Genomic DNA, 13676 nt, shown 5'->3' on the forward strand with positions numbered 1-13676 from the left:
AAACGAGCCGCAAGCGAAAGCAGCCGACGCCAGGTGCGGAAGCGCTTCCCTCTTCCCTCATCGCTGTCCCCACCACTCGGGCAGCAGGGCCCGCACTTCCGGGCGGGCGAAGCGCTCGTCCATCAGCACCACCACGCCCTCGTCCTCGGGACCGCGGATCACCCGACCGGCGGCCTGCACCACCTTGGTCAGGCCGGGAATCCGGTAGGCGTAGTCGTAGCCGCACCCGAAGCGCGCCTGGAGCCGGGCGCGCAGCGCCTCCTGGAAGGGGTCCGAGGGCGGCAGGCCCAGGGTAGCGATAAAGGCGCCGATCAGCCGCTCCCCGGGCAGGTCGATACCCTCGCCGAAGGCCCCACCCAGCACCGCGAAGCCGATGCCCCGGCCCCCGGGCGCGAAACCCGCCAGGAAGGCCTCCCGGGCCGCCTCGTCCATGCCGCGGGCCTGGTGGCGCTGGGGAATCTCGGGATGCGCCGTGGCCAGTGCCTCCCGGGCCGCCTCCAGGTAGGCGAAGCTGCTGAAGAAGGCCAGGTAGTGCCCCGGGCGGCGCCGGTACTGGTCGGCCAAGGTGGCGACGATGGGCCCCAGGGAAGCGGGACGATCCGCCAGGCGGGTGGAGATATCGCTACGCACCCGCACCTCGAGCTGCTCGGCGCGAAAGGGGGCGGGCACCGTCTGCCAGACGCTTCCCGAGGGCAGCCCCAGCAGGTCGCGGTGATAGGCGGCGGGGCTCAGGGTCGCCGAGAAGAGCACCGCGCAGTGGGCGGCGGCGAAGCGCGGCGCCAGGAAATCCGCCGGCACCAGGTTGCGCAGCCCCAGCCGCGCCTTGCCCCGGCCGCGGCGCGCCAGGTCGCACAGGGAGTGGTCGCCGAAGCGCTCCGCCAGGCGACCGAAGGCCAGGGCCTCGAAGAGCAGCTCCTGCCACTCCCCCTGGCCGGGATGCTCCACCAGGTAGTCGCCGAGACGCGTCACCAGCCCCTGCAGGGCCCCCAGCAGGCCGCCGGGCAGCCCCTCGAGGACCGCGTAGGCGGGGCGCCGCGGCGAGCCTTCCTCGAGGCCGCTCTCCCGCACCAGGGCCTGCCACTGGCGGCTCAAGCGCGCCAGGGGCGGCTTGAGCATCCCGGGCGCGTCTCGCTTGAGACGATTGAGCCGCGCCTGATCCAGCTCGGCGCTGTACATGCCCCGGGCGCGGCCCACCAGGTTATGGGCCTCGTCGACCAAGAGCCCCAGGCGCCAGCCATCCGCCTGGGCCAGGCCATGCAGCAGCGCCGTCTCGTCGAAGTAGTGGTTGACGTCGCCGACGATCACATCGCACCAGCGGGCCAGCTCCTGACCCAGGTAGTAGGGACAGACCCGGTGGGCCAGGGCCAGCTCGCGAAGCGCCTGGCGATCCAGCCAGCCCCGAGCCACCGCCGCCCGGCGCGCCGCCGGCAGGCGATCATAGAAGCCCTCGGCCAAGGGGCAGGCCTCGCCCTGGCAGGGGGTGCCCGGATACTCGCAGGCCTTGTCCCGGGCGATCAGCTCCAGCACCCGCAGCGGGAGTGCCTGCGTGGCGGCGCCCAGGCTGGCCAGGGCATCCAGGGCCAGGCGCCGCCCCGGGGTCTTCATGGTCAGGAAGGCCAGGCGATCCAGGCCCTGACGGGGCATGGCGCTGAGCAGCGGGAAGAGGGTGCCCAGGGTCTTGCCGATGCCGGTGGGGGCCTGGGCCAGCAGGCAGCGGCCGGTGGCGGCGGCCTTGTAGGCGGCCTCGGCCAGGGCCCGCTGCCCGGGGCGGAACGCCGCATGGGGAAAATGCAGCCGGGTCAGGGCGGCGTCCCGGGCACGGCGGTGGGCCGAGTCCTGGCGCGCCCAGGCCAGGAAGTCGCGGCAGCGGGCGACGAACTCCGCCTCCAGCTCGGCGGCCGCCACGCTCTCGTCGAGGCGGGTCTCCTCGCCGCTGGTGATCTCCAGGTAGACCAGGCGAATCGTCACCCGGGTCAGCCCCTCGGCGCGACACAACAGGGCCCCGTAGGTGCGCGCCTGGGCCCAGTGCAGGGCACGCTGGTTGGCGGCCTGACGGCTCAGGTCGCCGCGATGGGTCTTGATCTCCTCGAGGCAGGCCTCCCCGGGGGCATAGCCGTCGGCGCGACCGCGTACCACCAGGCACATCCCCGCCTCGCGAAACTCGCCCGCCAGGGGCAGCTCGGCACGATAGTCGGCGCCGCGGCGAGCCACCACCCGGGCATGGCCGGCGATGCCCTCCCGGGCGCTGGGCGCCGGGGTGAAACGATGGTCCAGGTCGCCGCGCGGGGCGGTGAAGTCGCATAGCGCCCGCACCGCCACCCGATAGGTCAGCGGCTCGTCACTCATGCCCAGCGCACCCGACACACCGCCGCGGGAATGCCCCGCTCATGGAAGAAGGCGAGCCAGCGGCGCTGGTTGTCCTGGAGGCGATCCCCCGGTCCCTTGACCTCGATCAACCGGTAGTCGCCGCGCTCGGGGAAGCACTGGATCAGGTCCGGGAGGCCGGCCCGGTTGGCCTTGAGATCCGCCAGCAGGCGCTCGAAGCAGGCGCGCAGATGGGCCGGCGGCAGGCTCGCCAGGGCCAGCTCGAGGAGCTCCCGATCCAATAGCTCCCAGGCCACGAAGGGCGAGGCCAGGCCGTGCTTGGCCGCCCAGGTGGCGCGGATCGCCTGCCGATAGTCGCCGTTGTCCAGGCGCGCCAGGCAGGCGTCGAAGCGCGCCCGGCGTCGGCTCACGAAGTCGGGGCGGTAGAGGTCGGCGGGACCGCCCTGGAAGGGGTGAAAGAAGGCCCCGGGCAGGGGCGCGAAGATCGCCTCCCAGCAGAGCAGGCCGAACAGCCCGGTGAGCAGGCCGTTCTCCACGTAGCGCACCGGCGCCTCGGGGGTGGCGAGGTGCTCGGCCACCGCCCGCTCCACCCCGCCGGCCGCCTGGGGCAGGGTCAGGGTCAATCGCTCGGGGGCGGGCTCGGTCGGCGCCGGCGTCACCGCCAGGCCCAGGCGCTTCTCGAGGCGCGGCACCAGCCGCGTCAGGGCCTGGCGCTGGGCCTCGCTGGCCGGGGCGTCCAGGGCGGGCCGCGCCAGATCCAGGGCGCGCCGATGCTCGCCGAGACGCTCCAGCAGGCGCAGCCGACGCACCAGGGCCTCGTCCTCGCCGCCCTGGGCATAGAGGTCGAGGGCCAGCGCGGCCTCGCCCTGGCGTTCGGCCTCCCGCCCCAGGCGCAGGGCCAGGCGGCGGCGCCGGGCCGCCAGCCAGGGATTGGCCGCGGGCGCGGGCAGGCTCGCGAACAGGGCATCGGCCAGGTCGCTCACCGCCTCCCCCACCGCCAATCGCTCCCCCAGCGCATCCAGGGCCAGGTAGGCATCCAGCTCCTCCGGGTGCCGAAAGGCCCGGGACTCGGGCCCGAAGGGCACCGTCTCGAAGCGCTGATGGCCCAGCTCCGTCAGCACGAACTCCGACCAGTCCTGGCGCAGGTTGCCGAAGAACATCAAGCGTAGCCGCTCACAGGTCGCCATCGCCGTGAGGCGCACCAGTCGATCCGGGGCCTGGGGCCACCAGGCGGAGTAGCGCCCCAGCGCCGGCATCAGTGCCGGGAGTCGCGTCGTCAGCTCGCCCTTGGTGGCCCGGCCCAGCCCCGCCTCGGCGAGCGCCTCCGCCAAGGCCTGGCGCAGCTCCGCCAGGCGCAGCTGCCGGCACAGCTCCTCGACGCCGAGCACCGGGTCCGCCTCCACCAGGCCCGAGGCGATCAAGGGCGCCAGGGCGGCGTCGGTCTCGCCGATCTCGGCATACTCGAGCCGCGAGGTGCGAAAGTGCTCGCCGCGACGCATCACCAGGCGCACCAGCAACGCCTGGGCGGCCTCGGGCAGGGCGGCGAAGCGGGCCAGGAAATCGCGCTCCTCGTCCCTCAGCAGGTCGTCGTAACGCGCCACCACCCAGTCCAGGGCGGCACGGAAGTTGGCCAGGTAGTAGCGGGGATCGCTCAGGGGGGCGATGGGTAGCGGCATCATGGCGCCATGGTAGCAGTTGGCCTCGTGGCTGGCTGGCAGGAGTCGAGCCTCCCCGCCTCCTTGTCAAGGTCAGGGAGGGCCGCTACCAGGGCAGTGCCTCGCCGCTGCTGTGCCAGAAGCCGCCACTGGTGCGCAGGGTGAGTTCCTCGATGCGTTGGGCGATGCCGGCGGCGGCCTCCTCGGCGTCGATCAGGCCGCCGAAGTTGACCATGCGGGTCTTCACGTAGCCCGGGTGGATCTGGGCCACGGCGATGCCGCGGGGCTTGAGGTCCACCGCCAGGGACTTGCCGAAGGCGTTGAGGGCCGCCTTGGAGGCGCGATAGCCGTAGCGACCACCGGAGTCATTGTCGGCGATGGAGCCCATGCGGCTGGTGATATTGGCGACCTTGGCGCCCTCGCCCAGGTTGCCCAGCAACGCCTCGGTGACCCGCAGCGGCGCGTAGGCGTTGATCTCCATCTGCTCGCGAATCGAGTCGAAGTCGATCTCCCCCAGCGCCTCGTCCTTGAGCAGGCCGGCGTTGTTGATCAGCAGGTCCAGGCGGCGTCCCACCAGCTCCCGCTGCAGCCGGGCCACGTCCTCGGGACGGGTCACGTCGATGCCCTCGATCAGCGTCTCGGCGATCTCGGCGAGTTCGGCGGCCGCCTCGCCGCCGCTGCGGCAGACCCCGATCACCGCCCAGCCGGCGGCGTGATAATGGCGGGCCAGGGCCAGGCCGACGCCGCGATTGGCGCCGGTGATCAGTACGGTGGAAGTCATCTCAACTCCGGGGTGGGAAAGTGGGCGATGCCTTAAAGGTGGGGGGCGCGGGGCGCCAGTTCAACCCGCAGCACCCAAGGCCCCCTATCATGGCCCTTGCTTCTTGCTTCTTGCTTCTTGCTACTTAGCCGACGTTATAACCCAGCACCCGCGGCAGCCAGAGGGCGATCTCGGCCGGAACAAGAGGCGCGACTCTTGGCCTTAGCCGACGTTATAACCCAGCACCCGCGGCAGCCAGAGGGCGATCTCAGGAAAGATCGCGACGAGCGCCAGGGCAGCGCCCATGGCCGCCACGAAGAGCAGCGCCCAGCCGACGGTCTGCTCCAGGCGGATCCTGGCCACCTCGGTGGTCACCATCAGGTTGACCGCCACCGGCGGGGTGAACTGGCCGATGGCGATATTCATCGCCAGCAGGATGCCGAACCACACCGGATTCCATTCGAAGTGCTGCATCACCGGGATCAGCACCGGCATCAGGATCAGGTAGATGGAGATGGCGTCCAGCAGCATGCCGGCGGCCAGCACCGCCAGCATGATCAGGATCAGCAGCAGCACCCCGTTGTCGGTGAGGGCGATGATCCATTCGGCCAGGCCGCGGAAGGTGCCGAGCATGGTGCCGGCCCAGGCGAAGATGCCGGCCAGGGCGATGATCAGCATCACCACCCCGGAGATCGCCGCCGCCTCGCCGAACAGTGCCCAGAGGTCGCGCCAGCCGAGCTCGCGGGTCACGAAGAGGCCGATCACCACCCCATAGGCCACCGCCACCACGGCGGCCTCGGTGGGGGTGAAGAGGCCCGAACGCAGCCCGCCGAGGATCAGCACCGGGGCGAACAGCGCCGGCAGCGCCTGCTTGAAGGTCTCCCCCACCCGCAGCCGCTCGGCGCCCTGCGCCGCGTCGCCCCCTTCCCAGCCGAAGCGCTTCGCCACCAGCAGCGCCGGCACCAGCAGCGCCAGGCCGGCGAGGATGCCGGGGAAGAGCCCGGCGGCGAAGAGCGCGCGCAGGTCGACCCCGGGCACCACGATGGAGTAGAGAATCAGCGCCACCGAGGGCGGGATCAGGATCGCCGTGGAGGCCGAGGCGGCGATCAGGGTCGCCGAGAAGGGTTTCGGGTAGCCCGCCTTGGTCATGCTGGGCAGCATCACCATGGCCACGGCGGCGGCATCCGCCGGCCCCGAGCCGCTCATGCCGCCCATGATCATGCACACCAGCACCGCCACCAGGGCCAGGCCGCCGTGACGGGGACCGATCAGCGCCTGGGCGAAGCGCACCAGGCGCAGCGCCACCCCGGAACGCTCGAAGATCAGGCCGGTGAGGATAAACAGCGGGATGGCGATCAGCGGGTACTTGGCGATGCTGTTGTAGGTGTTGGTGCCGAGGGTCGCCAGCATCATCGGCGGCAGGCCGCTCAAGATACCCACGGCCCCGGCCAGGCCCAGGGAGAAGGCCACCGGCACCCCGGCGATCAACAGGCCGGCGAAGGCCAGCAGCATCCACAGATCAGGACTCATCGTCGAGCCTCCCGCGCAGGCGGTCCAGGGTCTGCTGGGTCTGGCGGACCAGCATCGCCGCCGAGAGCAGCGGCAACCAGACGATATACCACCACTGGGGCAGGCCGAGTCCCGGCGACAGCGACCGCCACTGATACTCCTGCCAGGCCAGCTTGGCGCCGAACCAGGTGATCAGCCCCAGCAGCGTGACGGCACAGGCCCATTGCAGGAGGATCAGGACCCGGCGCGGGCCCCACGGCAGGGCCCGCTCCAGCAGGCCGATACGAATATGGCCGTTACGGCGCAGCGCCACCGCGGCGCCGCCGAAGGTCAGGACCACCAGCAGGAACACCGAAAACTCCTCGGTGAAGGCCAGGGAGCCACCGCTGAGGTAGCGGGTGACCACGTTGGCCAGGCTGATCAGGGCGATGATCACCAGGGCCAGGGACGCCAGCCAGCGTTCCGGCCGCGCATCGAGGGAAGGTTTCATGACGACCTCATGCAAAAGGCCGGCCCAGGGGCCGGCCGACATTCAGGGTAGGAAAAGGGGGGCGACTCAGCGCGCCTCGACGGCCTGACGCGCGGCCTCCACCAGCGCCTCGCCGACCTGGGGCACCCACTCCTGGTGGACGCTCTCGGTGGCCTCGACGAAGGCCTGGTACTGGGCCTCGCTCAGCTCGGTGACCTCGACGCCCCGTTCGCGGATGGCGGCCAGGCGCTCGGCCTCCTGCTCGCGGGTCATGGCGATCTCCCACTCGCCGGCATCCACCGCGGCCTCGCGCAGGATCGCCTGATCCGCCTCGTCCAGCGACTCCCAGACCCGGCGGTTCACGGCGAAGATCAGCGGATCGTTCATGTAGTTCCACAGGGTCAGGTGGTCCTGGCCCACCTGGTCGATGCGCGCCACGTCGAACACCGACAGCGGGTTCTCCTGGCCGTCCACCGCGCCGGTGGTCAGCGCCGGCTGGGCGTCGGTCCAGCTCATCTGGGTGGGATCGGCCCCCAGGGCGCTGAAGGTGTCCTGGAAGAGCGGCGACCCCACCACGCGGATCTTCAGGCCTTCCAGGTCCTCCGGGGCGGCGATGGCGCCACGGGAGTTGGAGAGCTGGCGGAAGCCGTTCTCGCCCCAGGCCAGGGGCACCACGTCCCGGGACTCGATGGCCGCGAAGATCGTTTCCCCGGCCGCCCCGCCGGTGACCGCATCCACCGCCGCCTCGTCGGGCAGCAGGAAGGGCAGCGAGAAGAGGTTGAGCTCCGGCACCTGGGGCGACCAGTTGATGGTGGAGCCCACGGCGGCATCGATCAGCCCCGAGCGCATGGCGGAGAACTCGCGGGTCTGGTCGCCGGCCACCAGCTGGGCGTTGGGATAGACCCGCATGGTGAGGCGCCCCTCGCTGCGCTCCTCCACCAGCTCGGCCCACTTCTCGGCGGCCTGGCCCCAGGGGAAGGCGTCGGAGAGCACGGTGGAGATGGAGAGCTCGCGGGCCTGAGCCGAGAAGGCGGCGCTGAGCAGGGCGGCACCGGCCAGGCCGGCGGCGAACTTGGAAAAGACGGAGGTGGATGACATGGCGTGTCCTTGCGAGGAAGACCGGACGAGACTCCCGGCCCGGTGGATTATTTTGATCACCGCCATATTGTATGGCAACTAACGTTGAAAAAAAGCCACACTCCATCACTCCCGCGGCTCGCCTATCCGGCAGCGCCGCGCAAGACCTCCCGGACCCGCGCGAACTCCCGATCGGCGGCCCCCTCGGCGGGGCGCGTCAACCAGTAGCCCTCGGCCATGGGCAACTCGGCTGGGCTCAGGCGGCACAGGCGGCCCTCGTCCAGCGCCGCCTGGCACAGCGGCAGCGACCCCAGCAGCACCCCCGCCCCCGCCTCGGCGGCGCGCAGGGCCTGGACGAAGGTATCCAGGCGCAGCGCAGGCGCCGGCCCCGGGGCCTCTCCCAGGCACCGCTCCCACTCCCGCCAGCCCAGCCGCGGCCCGGCCACGGCGATCCGCGGCAGGCCTCGCCACTCGCCGTCGGAAGCCAACAGCCCGGGGGCCGCCATGGGCGTCAGTACCTCGCCGAACAGGCGGTGGGCCTCGCGGCCGGGCCAGTCGCCGTCGCCGAAACGGATCTCCAGGTCGGCCTCGGCCTGGGCATAGTCGGGCCAGCGATGCATGGTCGAAAGCACCAGCTGCCGACCGGGCAACCGGGCGCGCAGCGCGGCCAATCGCGGGATCACCCAGAGCTCGAGCAGCGACGCCGAGGCCATCAGGCCGAGGCGACTCCGCGGCGCCGCGAAGAGGCTGTCGGCACTCCGGGTCAGGCGCTCGATGGCCTGCTGCACATGGGGCAGCCAGGCCTCGCCCTGGACCGAGAGGACCACCCCCCGGGCCCGACGCTCGAACAGCGCCACCCCCAGGCGCTCCTCCAGGTGGCGAATCCGCTGGCTGACGGCGGCCTGAGTCAGTCCCAGCTCCTCGGCGGCGGCGGTGAAGCTGCCCAGGCGCGCCGCCGCCTCGAAGACCCGGACCCACTCCAGGGAGGGCAGCAGGGCAGTGGATTTAGCCATAAGTTTTTTGACCCTCTCATCCTAAAAACCATTGATTGTTCTTATGTCACGGCGAACGTCAAATGACCGGGCATTCCCTCACTGGAGAGCCCCATGCTGGAGAGCCCCATGCTAGAGACCGCCGACGTGATCGAGGACGGTGACGCCGTCCTCCTGACCTTTCGTCAGGGCATACGGCGACGCTTCCACGCCATCTGGCTGCGCGACAACGCGCAGGACGCCGCCACCCGCTCGCCGGACAATGGCCAGCGACTGATCGCCCTGGCCGATATCCCCGCCGCCCTGCGCCTCAGCACGGCGCGGGTCGAGGCGGGTCGCCTGATCGTCAGCATGGCCCCGGAGGGCCGCGAATTCGCCTACGACGCCGCCTGGCTCTGGCAACATGCCTACGATCGCGAGCCGCCGCGCCTGCGCGGCTGGCTCGATGCGCATCGAGAGACCTGGGACGCCTCGCTGGCCGAGCGCCTGCCCAGCGCCGATATCACGGCGCTGGGCCGCGACGCCGCCGTCAAGCGCCGGTGGCTCGCCGACATTCGCCGCTACGGCATCGGCAAGCTCACGGGCGGCCCGGTCGAGGATGGCGCCCTGCTCGAGGTGGTGGCCCAGTTCGGCTTCACCCGGGAGACCAACTACGGACGCTACTTCGAGGTGCGCAACGAGATCGCCCCGACCAACCTGGCCTTCACCGGCCTCGGCCTGCCGGCCCACACCGACAACCCCTACCGGGATCCGGCGCCGACCCTGCAGCTGCTCTACTGCCTGGAGAACTCCGCGGCCGGCGGCGACAACCGGGTAGTGGACGGCTTCCGCGCCGCCCAGCGCCTGCGCGAGGAGGATCCCCGCGGCTTCGAGCTGCTGGCCGGCTACTGCGCCCGCTTCGAGTACCGCGGCCTCGGCGACGTCTGCCTCCAGGCCCGGCGCCCGATGATCGAGTTGGCCCCGGATGGCGAATTGATCGCTATTCGCTTCAACAACCGCTCCGCGGCGCCCTTCACCGACATCCCCTTCGCCGACATGGCCGCCTACTACGCCGCCTATCGCCGCCTCGGCGAGCTCCTCGAGTCCCCCGAGATGGGCGTGACCTTCAAACTGGCGCCCGGCGAGGCCTTCCTGGTCGACAATACCCGGGTGCTGCACGCGCGCACCGGCTACTCCGGCGAGGGATCGCGCTGGTTGCAGGGCTGCTACGCCGAGCGCGACGGCCTGCTCTCTACCCTCGCCTGCCTGGAAGCCGCCACCACCGGAGGTGCCGCATGACCACGACACCGGATACCCTCGTCGCGTCGATCGGTGCGCTGTTCGCCGAGCAGGGCGCCAAGAGCTACCTGGGCGAGGCGGTCACCATGGCCGAGCATATGCTGCAGGGGGCCTGGCTGGCCGAACAGCAGGGCGAGAGCGACGAGATCATCGTCGGCGCCCTCCTCCACGATATCGGCCATTTCGCCGGGGATCGCGGCACCTTCGCCCTGACCGACACCGAGGATCGCTGTCACGAGAGCACCGGCGCCGCCCTGGTGGAGGCGTACCTGCCGCCGGCGGTGGTCGCCTGCATTCGCGAGCACGTGGCCGCCAAGCGCTACCTCTGCGCGGTCGACCCGACCTATGTCGACACCCTGTCCAAGGCCTCGCAGCACTCCCTGCGCCTGCAGGGCGGCCCCATGAACGCCGAGGAGGCGGCGGACTTCGCCCGCCACCCCCACCTGGAGGCGATCCTCAAGGTGCGCCTGCTGGACGATGCCGGCAAGGAAGCCGGCCGCCAGACGCCGGACTTCGCCTACTTCGCGCCGCGGCTGCGGCGCCTGATCGAGGCCCAGCGGCACAGCGACTCAGGGCAGCGCCACCGTCCATAGCCCGACCAGCATCAGCGCGGTGCCGAACCACTTGATCGGCGCCGCGCGCTCGCCCAGCCACACCACGCCGAGCAGCACCGTCGGCAGGCCCCAGGCCAGGGTCATCAGCGCCTGGAGCACCATGAAGGTGGCCCCGGCGGTCAGGCTGGTGTGGCCGGCGGCGAGCATCAGCGCCAGGGCCTGCTTGTCGATCAGCGAATAGCCGGCGGTGGCCACCGCCGCCAGCAGGGCGAAGCCCAGCGCCGGGGTCAGATAGCTCGACGCCCGCCAGCCCCGGGGACCCGCCAGCGGCAGGCACAGGGCCCCGATCAGGATCCCCCCCATGCCGACCAGGTCCAGGGGCGTCAGGGCGCGACTGCCCAGCAGGCCCAGCGAGACCAGGGGCACCAGCACCACCGGCAGGGCCCGGGCGATGGGATAGAGCACGCTGACCTCGCCCCGGGCATAGGCCCAGGCCAGGCCGCCCATATAGAGCATCTGGCACAGCCCCGAGGCGGCCAGCCAGCCCCAGAAGGCCGCCGGCAGCCGCGTCGGCGGCGGGCCCAGCCACAGCAGCGGCGAGAGCACCAGGGCGCCGCTGCCCATGGCCAGCACGAAGAAGGCCAGCGACGGCGTGCGCCGCTTGCCGAGCAGGTTCCAGCCGGCATGCAGGCACACCGACAGCAGCACCAGGCCCAGCGCCAGGGGGCTCACGAGGCGAGCTTGTCGGACTTGCCCGCCGCCGCGGCGAAGCCGGCCAGCCAGTCGTCCCAGGGCCGCGGCCGGTGCTCTCGGTCCTCGGCGCGCTCCTTGCGGCGAATGGCGTTGCGCACCATCAGCGAGCCTAGGTAGCGCGCCGGCTCCGGCGGGAAGCGGCCCAGCGGCCCCCCGGCCAGCGGCGAGCGACTCCAGGCGTTGTCCTGTTCCAGCACCAGGGCACTGAGCAGCTTGGCGCCCATCCGCGTCGGCCCCACGCCATTCCCCGAGTAGCCGAAGCCATAGACGATATTGGCGTGCCCCGGCAGGGCGCCGAAGAACGGCAGCCCGGTCACCGAGCGATCCGAGGGGCCGGTCCAGCTGGCCGCCAGCGGCACCTCGGCGAGACTCGGGAAGAACGCCGCCAGGCTCCGGGAGAGCGGCTCCCGATAGCGGGACGGACGATCGAAGAGGTCATGGACGTGTCCGCCGAAGGCGAAGGTATTGCCGCCCTTGCCGAACATCAGCCGCCCCGCCGGGGTGCTGCGGTAGTAGTGCACGAAGGTCCGCGAGTCGAGCACCGAGACGCCATCGGCCAGGCCCGTGGCCGCCAGCGCCTCGGGGGCCGGCTCGGTGATCACCATGTCGCTGGAGACGATGGCGATGGTGCGCCGGAACTCGGGGAACAGCCGCGCCATCCAGGCGTTGGTGGCCAGCACCACGCGGTCGGCGATGATTCGCCCGCCCGGGGTGATCACCCGCGCCGGGCGGCCCCGCTCCAGGGCCCGCAGGGGCGTGCCCTCGAACAGCTCGACGCCCTGCTCCCGGGCCACGCGGCGCAGGCCGCGCACCAGCTTGGCCGGCTGCACCGTGGCCGCCCGGGGCGAGAACCAGCCCTGGCGGTGGCACGACGAGCCGCTGCGTCGCTGCACCTCGGCCGCCTCCAGCGCCGCGAAGCTGCCGATACCGCGCTCGGCCAGGCCGTCCATCAGCGGCGCGATGGCCGCCTGCTGGGCGCGATTGGTGGCGGTGAACAGGGTGCCGTCATGGCGAAACTCGGCGTCGATGCCGTGCTCGCGGCAGAAGTCGCCGATCTCCGCGGCGCAGCGTTCCGATTCGGCCACCAGGCGCAGCGCCTCCGCGTCGCCGAACAGCCGCTGCAGGGTCGGGTACTTGCTGGCCCAGCCCAGCACGCAGCCGCCATTGCGGCCGCTGGCGCCGGCCCCGCAGATGTCCGCCTCGATCAGCGCCACGCGCAGGCCGGGGGCCTGGCGACGCAGTTCGAGGGCGGTCCAGAGGCCGGTGTAACCGCCGCCGACGATGCAGACGTCGACGCGCAGCTCCCGATCCAGGGGCGGCGCCGGCGGCTCCGGCATCGTCTCCAGCGCCTGGTTCAACCAGAAGGGTCGCATGACACGCTCCTCGCGATAGGGGCCACGCCGGAGCGACTCCGGAGTGGCAGGGATCCGGTCCCCTTGCCCCGGGGGCGAGGCAAGGGGGTACCGCTCAAGCCCGCGTCAGGGGCGCTCGCCCCGGGCCAGGCGGGCATCGATCTCGGCCACCACCGCCGGCAGCTCGGCGATGGTGTCGATCATGAAGTGCGGCCGGGCGGGGGCGAACTGTGCCTCGATGCGCCCGCGACGCTCGGCCAGCTCGGCGGCATCCAGGTCGCGATAGGCGGCGTAGTCGAGCCCCAGGGCGTTGCCCGAGCAGGTCAGCGCCACCGTCCACATGCCGGCACTGCGCCCCTCGAGAATGCCCGGCGCGGTGTCGTCCACCTTGACGCAGGCGGCCACGTCGCTCACGCCCAGGGCGATCACGTTGGCCAGCGCCTGGGCCGGGTGCGGGCGGCCGTTGGGCACCTCGTCGGTGGCGACGACATGATCGGCCACATAGCCGTTGGCCCGGGCCCGGGTCACCACCTGCTCCATCACCACGGCGGGATAGCCGGAGCAGGAGCCGATCTTCAGGCCCCGCTCGCGCAGCGCGGCGATGGCCTCGAGCGCCCCGGGGATCAGCGCCGAGTGTTCGCCGATCTTGGCGATCTGCAGCGGCATGAAACGCTCGTAGAGGGCCGTGACGTCCGCGTCACTGGGGGCATGACCCACCGCCGCCTCGAAGCGCGCGGCGATGGCCGGGACGTCGCAGAGGGTGCGGATATGGTCCCACTTGCCCATGCCCATGGGCCCGCGGGCCTCTTCCAGGCTGAGGTCGACGCCCAGCTCGGCGAAGGCCTCGACGAAGATCTGGGTGGGGGCGAAGGAGCCGAAGTCCACCACGGTGCCGGCCCAGTCGAGGATGGCGCATTGCAGGCGGTCGGGGGATTGATAGTGCATCGGGGTC

12 protein-coding genes are annotated in these 13676 nt (G+C 71.7%); 2 read left to right on the top strand and 10 right to left on the bottom strand.

Going from position 1 to position 13676, the window contains the following annotated elements; translation table 11 throughout:
• Positions 1 to 57: 57 nt before the first annotated feature.
• From NFU04_RS02085 to NFU04_RS02115, 7 genes are all read right to left on the bottom strand, one after another.
• Entirely contained in the window at positions 58 to 2346 is a 2289-nt protein-coding gene (locus NFU04_RS02085; RefSeq protein ID WP_251307877.1) for an ATP-dependent DNA helicase, read from the bottom strand.
• Complete coding sequence (locus NFU04_RS02090) at positions 2343 to 4001, bottom strand: VRR-NUC domain-containing protein (RefSeq protein ID WP_285835104.1); 1659 nt, start codon at positions 3999 to 4001, stop codon at positions 2343 to 2345. The genes NFU04_RS02085 and NFU04_RS02090 overlap by 4 nt, the downstream gene beginning before the upstream one ends.
• Positions 4002 to 4086: 85 nt before the next feature.
• Positions 4087 to 4761 (bottom strand): SDR family oxidoreductase, encoded by a 675-nt coding sequence (locus tag NFU04_RS02095; protein WP_251307879.1) that lies wholly within the window; start codon positions 4759 to 4761, stop codon positions 4087 to 4089.
• Positions 4762 to 4962: 201 nt separating this feature from the next.
• A complete protein-coding gene (locus tag NFU04_RS02100) occupies positions 4963 to 6270 on the bottom strand; it encodes a TRAP transporter large permease (RefSeq protein ID WP_251307880.1) in 1308 nt (435 codons plus the stop codon).
• A complete protein-coding gene (locus NFU04_RS02105; protein WP_251307881.1) occupies positions 6260 to 6739 on the bottom strand; it encodes a TRAP transporter small permease in 480 nt (159 codons plus the stop codon). The genes NFU04_RS02100 and NFU04_RS02105 overlap by 11 nt, the downstream gene beginning before the upstream one ends.
• Positions 6740 to 6805: 66 nt before the next feature.
• Positions 6806 to 7816: a DctP family TRAP transporter solute-binding subunit gene (locus tag NFU04_RS02110; RefSeq protein WP_251307882.1), complete on the bottom strand. Its 1011-nt coding sequence runs from the start codon at positions 7814 to 7816 to the stop codon at positions 6806 to 6808.
• Between the two features lie 122 nt (positions 7817 to 7938).
• The gene (locus NFU04_RS02115; protein WP_251307883.1) at positions 7939 to 8808 is read right to left on the bottom strand and encodes a LysR family transcriptional regulator; all 870 of its coding nucleotides are present in this window, start codon (positions 8806 to 8808) and stop codon (positions 7939 to 7941) included.
• 108 nt (positions 8809 to 8916) lie between these two features.
• Here NFU04_RS02115 and tmpA point away from each other — a divergent pair, with 108 nt between their 5' ends.
• Positions 8917 to 10065, top strand: a complete 1149-nt coding sequence (tmpA, locus tag NFU04_RS02120) for a 2-trimethylaminoethylphosphonate dioxygenase (RefSeq protein WP_251307884.1) — start codon at positions 8917 to 8919, stop codon at positions 10063 to 10065.
• Complete coding sequence (locus NFU04_RS02125) at positions 10062 to 10658, top strand: HD domain-containing protein (protein WP_251307885.1); 597 nt, start codon at positions 10062 to 10064, stop codon at positions 10656 to 10658. Before tmpA ends, NFU04_RS02125 begins: the two co-directional genes overlap by 4 nt.
• On the opposite strand, the gene NFU04_RS02130 is transcribed toward NFU04_RS02125, so the two are convergent.
• From NFU04_RS02130 to phnX, 3 genes are all read right to left on the bottom strand, one after another.
• Positions 10635 to 11351, bottom strand: coding sequence for an EamA family transporter (locus NFU04_RS02130; protein ID WP_251307886.1), 717 nt, complete (start codon positions 11349 to 11351; stop codon positions 10635 to 10637). The genes NFU04_RS02125 and NFU04_RS02130 overlap by 24 nt on opposite strands.
• Complete coding sequence (locus tag NFU04_RS02135) at positions 11348 to 12745, bottom strand: FAD-dependent oxidoreductase (protein ID WP_251307887.1); 1398 nt, start codon at positions 12743 to 12745, stop codon at positions 11348 to 11350. The genes NFU04_RS02130 and NFU04_RS02135 overlap by 4 nt, the downstream gene beginning before the upstream one ends.
• Positions 12746 to 12850: 105 nt before the next feature.
• On the bottom strand, positions 12851 to 13669 hold the full coding sequence (gene phnX / locus NFU04_RS02140; RefSeq protein ID WP_251307888.1) for a phosphonoacetaldehyde hydrolase: 819 nt from the start codon (positions 13667 to 13669) through the stop codon (positions 12851 to 12853).
• Positions 13670 to 13676: the final 7 nt, after the last annotated feature.

It is taken from the genome of Halomonas sp. NCCP-2165 (assembly GCF_023708045.1).
GTDB lineage: Bacteria > Pseudomonadota > Gammaproteobacteria > Pseudomonadales > Halomonadaceae > Bisbaumannia > Bisbaumannia pacifica.

Coding starts and splice junctions, on each gene's coding strand:
- NFU04_RS02085 (WP_251307877.1), bottom strand. CDS start 2,346: ATGAGTGACGAGCCGCTGACCTATCGGGTGGCGGTGCGGGCGCTATGC.
- NFU04_RS02090 (WP_285835104.1), bottom strand. CDS start 4,001: ATGCCGCTACCCATCGCCCCCCTGAGCGATCCCCGCTACTACCTGGCC.
- NFU04_RS02095 (WP_251307879.1), bottom strand. CDS start 4,761: ATGACTTCCACCGTACTGATCACCGGCGCCAATCGCGGCGTCGGCCTG.
- NFU04_RS02100 (WP_251307880.1), bottom strand. CDS start 6,270: ATGAGTCCTGATCTGTGGATGCTGCTGGCCTTCGCCGGCCTGTTGATC.
- NFU04_RS02105 (WP_251307881.1), bottom strand. CDS start 6,739: ATGAAACCTTCCCTCGATGCGCGGCCGGAACGCTGGCTGGCGTCCCTG.
- NFU04_RS02110 (WP_251307882.1), bottom strand. CDS start 7,816: ATGTCATCCACCTCCGTCTTTTCCAAGTTCGCCGCCGGCCTGGCCGGT.
- NFU04_RS02115 (WP_251307883.1), bottom strand. CDS start 8,808: ATGGCTAAATCCACTGCCCTGCTGCCCTCCCTGGAGTGGGTCCGGGTC.
- tmpA (WP_251307884.1), top strand. CDS start 8,917: ATGCTAGAGACCGCCGACGTGATCGAGGACGGTGACGCCGTCCTCCTG.
- NFU04_RS02125 (WP_251307885.1), top strand. CDS start 10,062: ATGACCACGACACCGGATACCCTCGTCGCGTCGATCGGTGCGCTGTTC.
- NFU04_RS02135 (WP_251307887.1), bottom strand. CDS start 12,745: ATGCGACCCTTCTGGTTGAACCAGGCGCTGGAGACGATGCCGGAGCCG.
- phnX (WP_251307888.1), bottom strand. CDS start 13,669: ATGCACTATCAATCCCCCGACCGCCTGCAATGCGCCATCCTCGACTGG.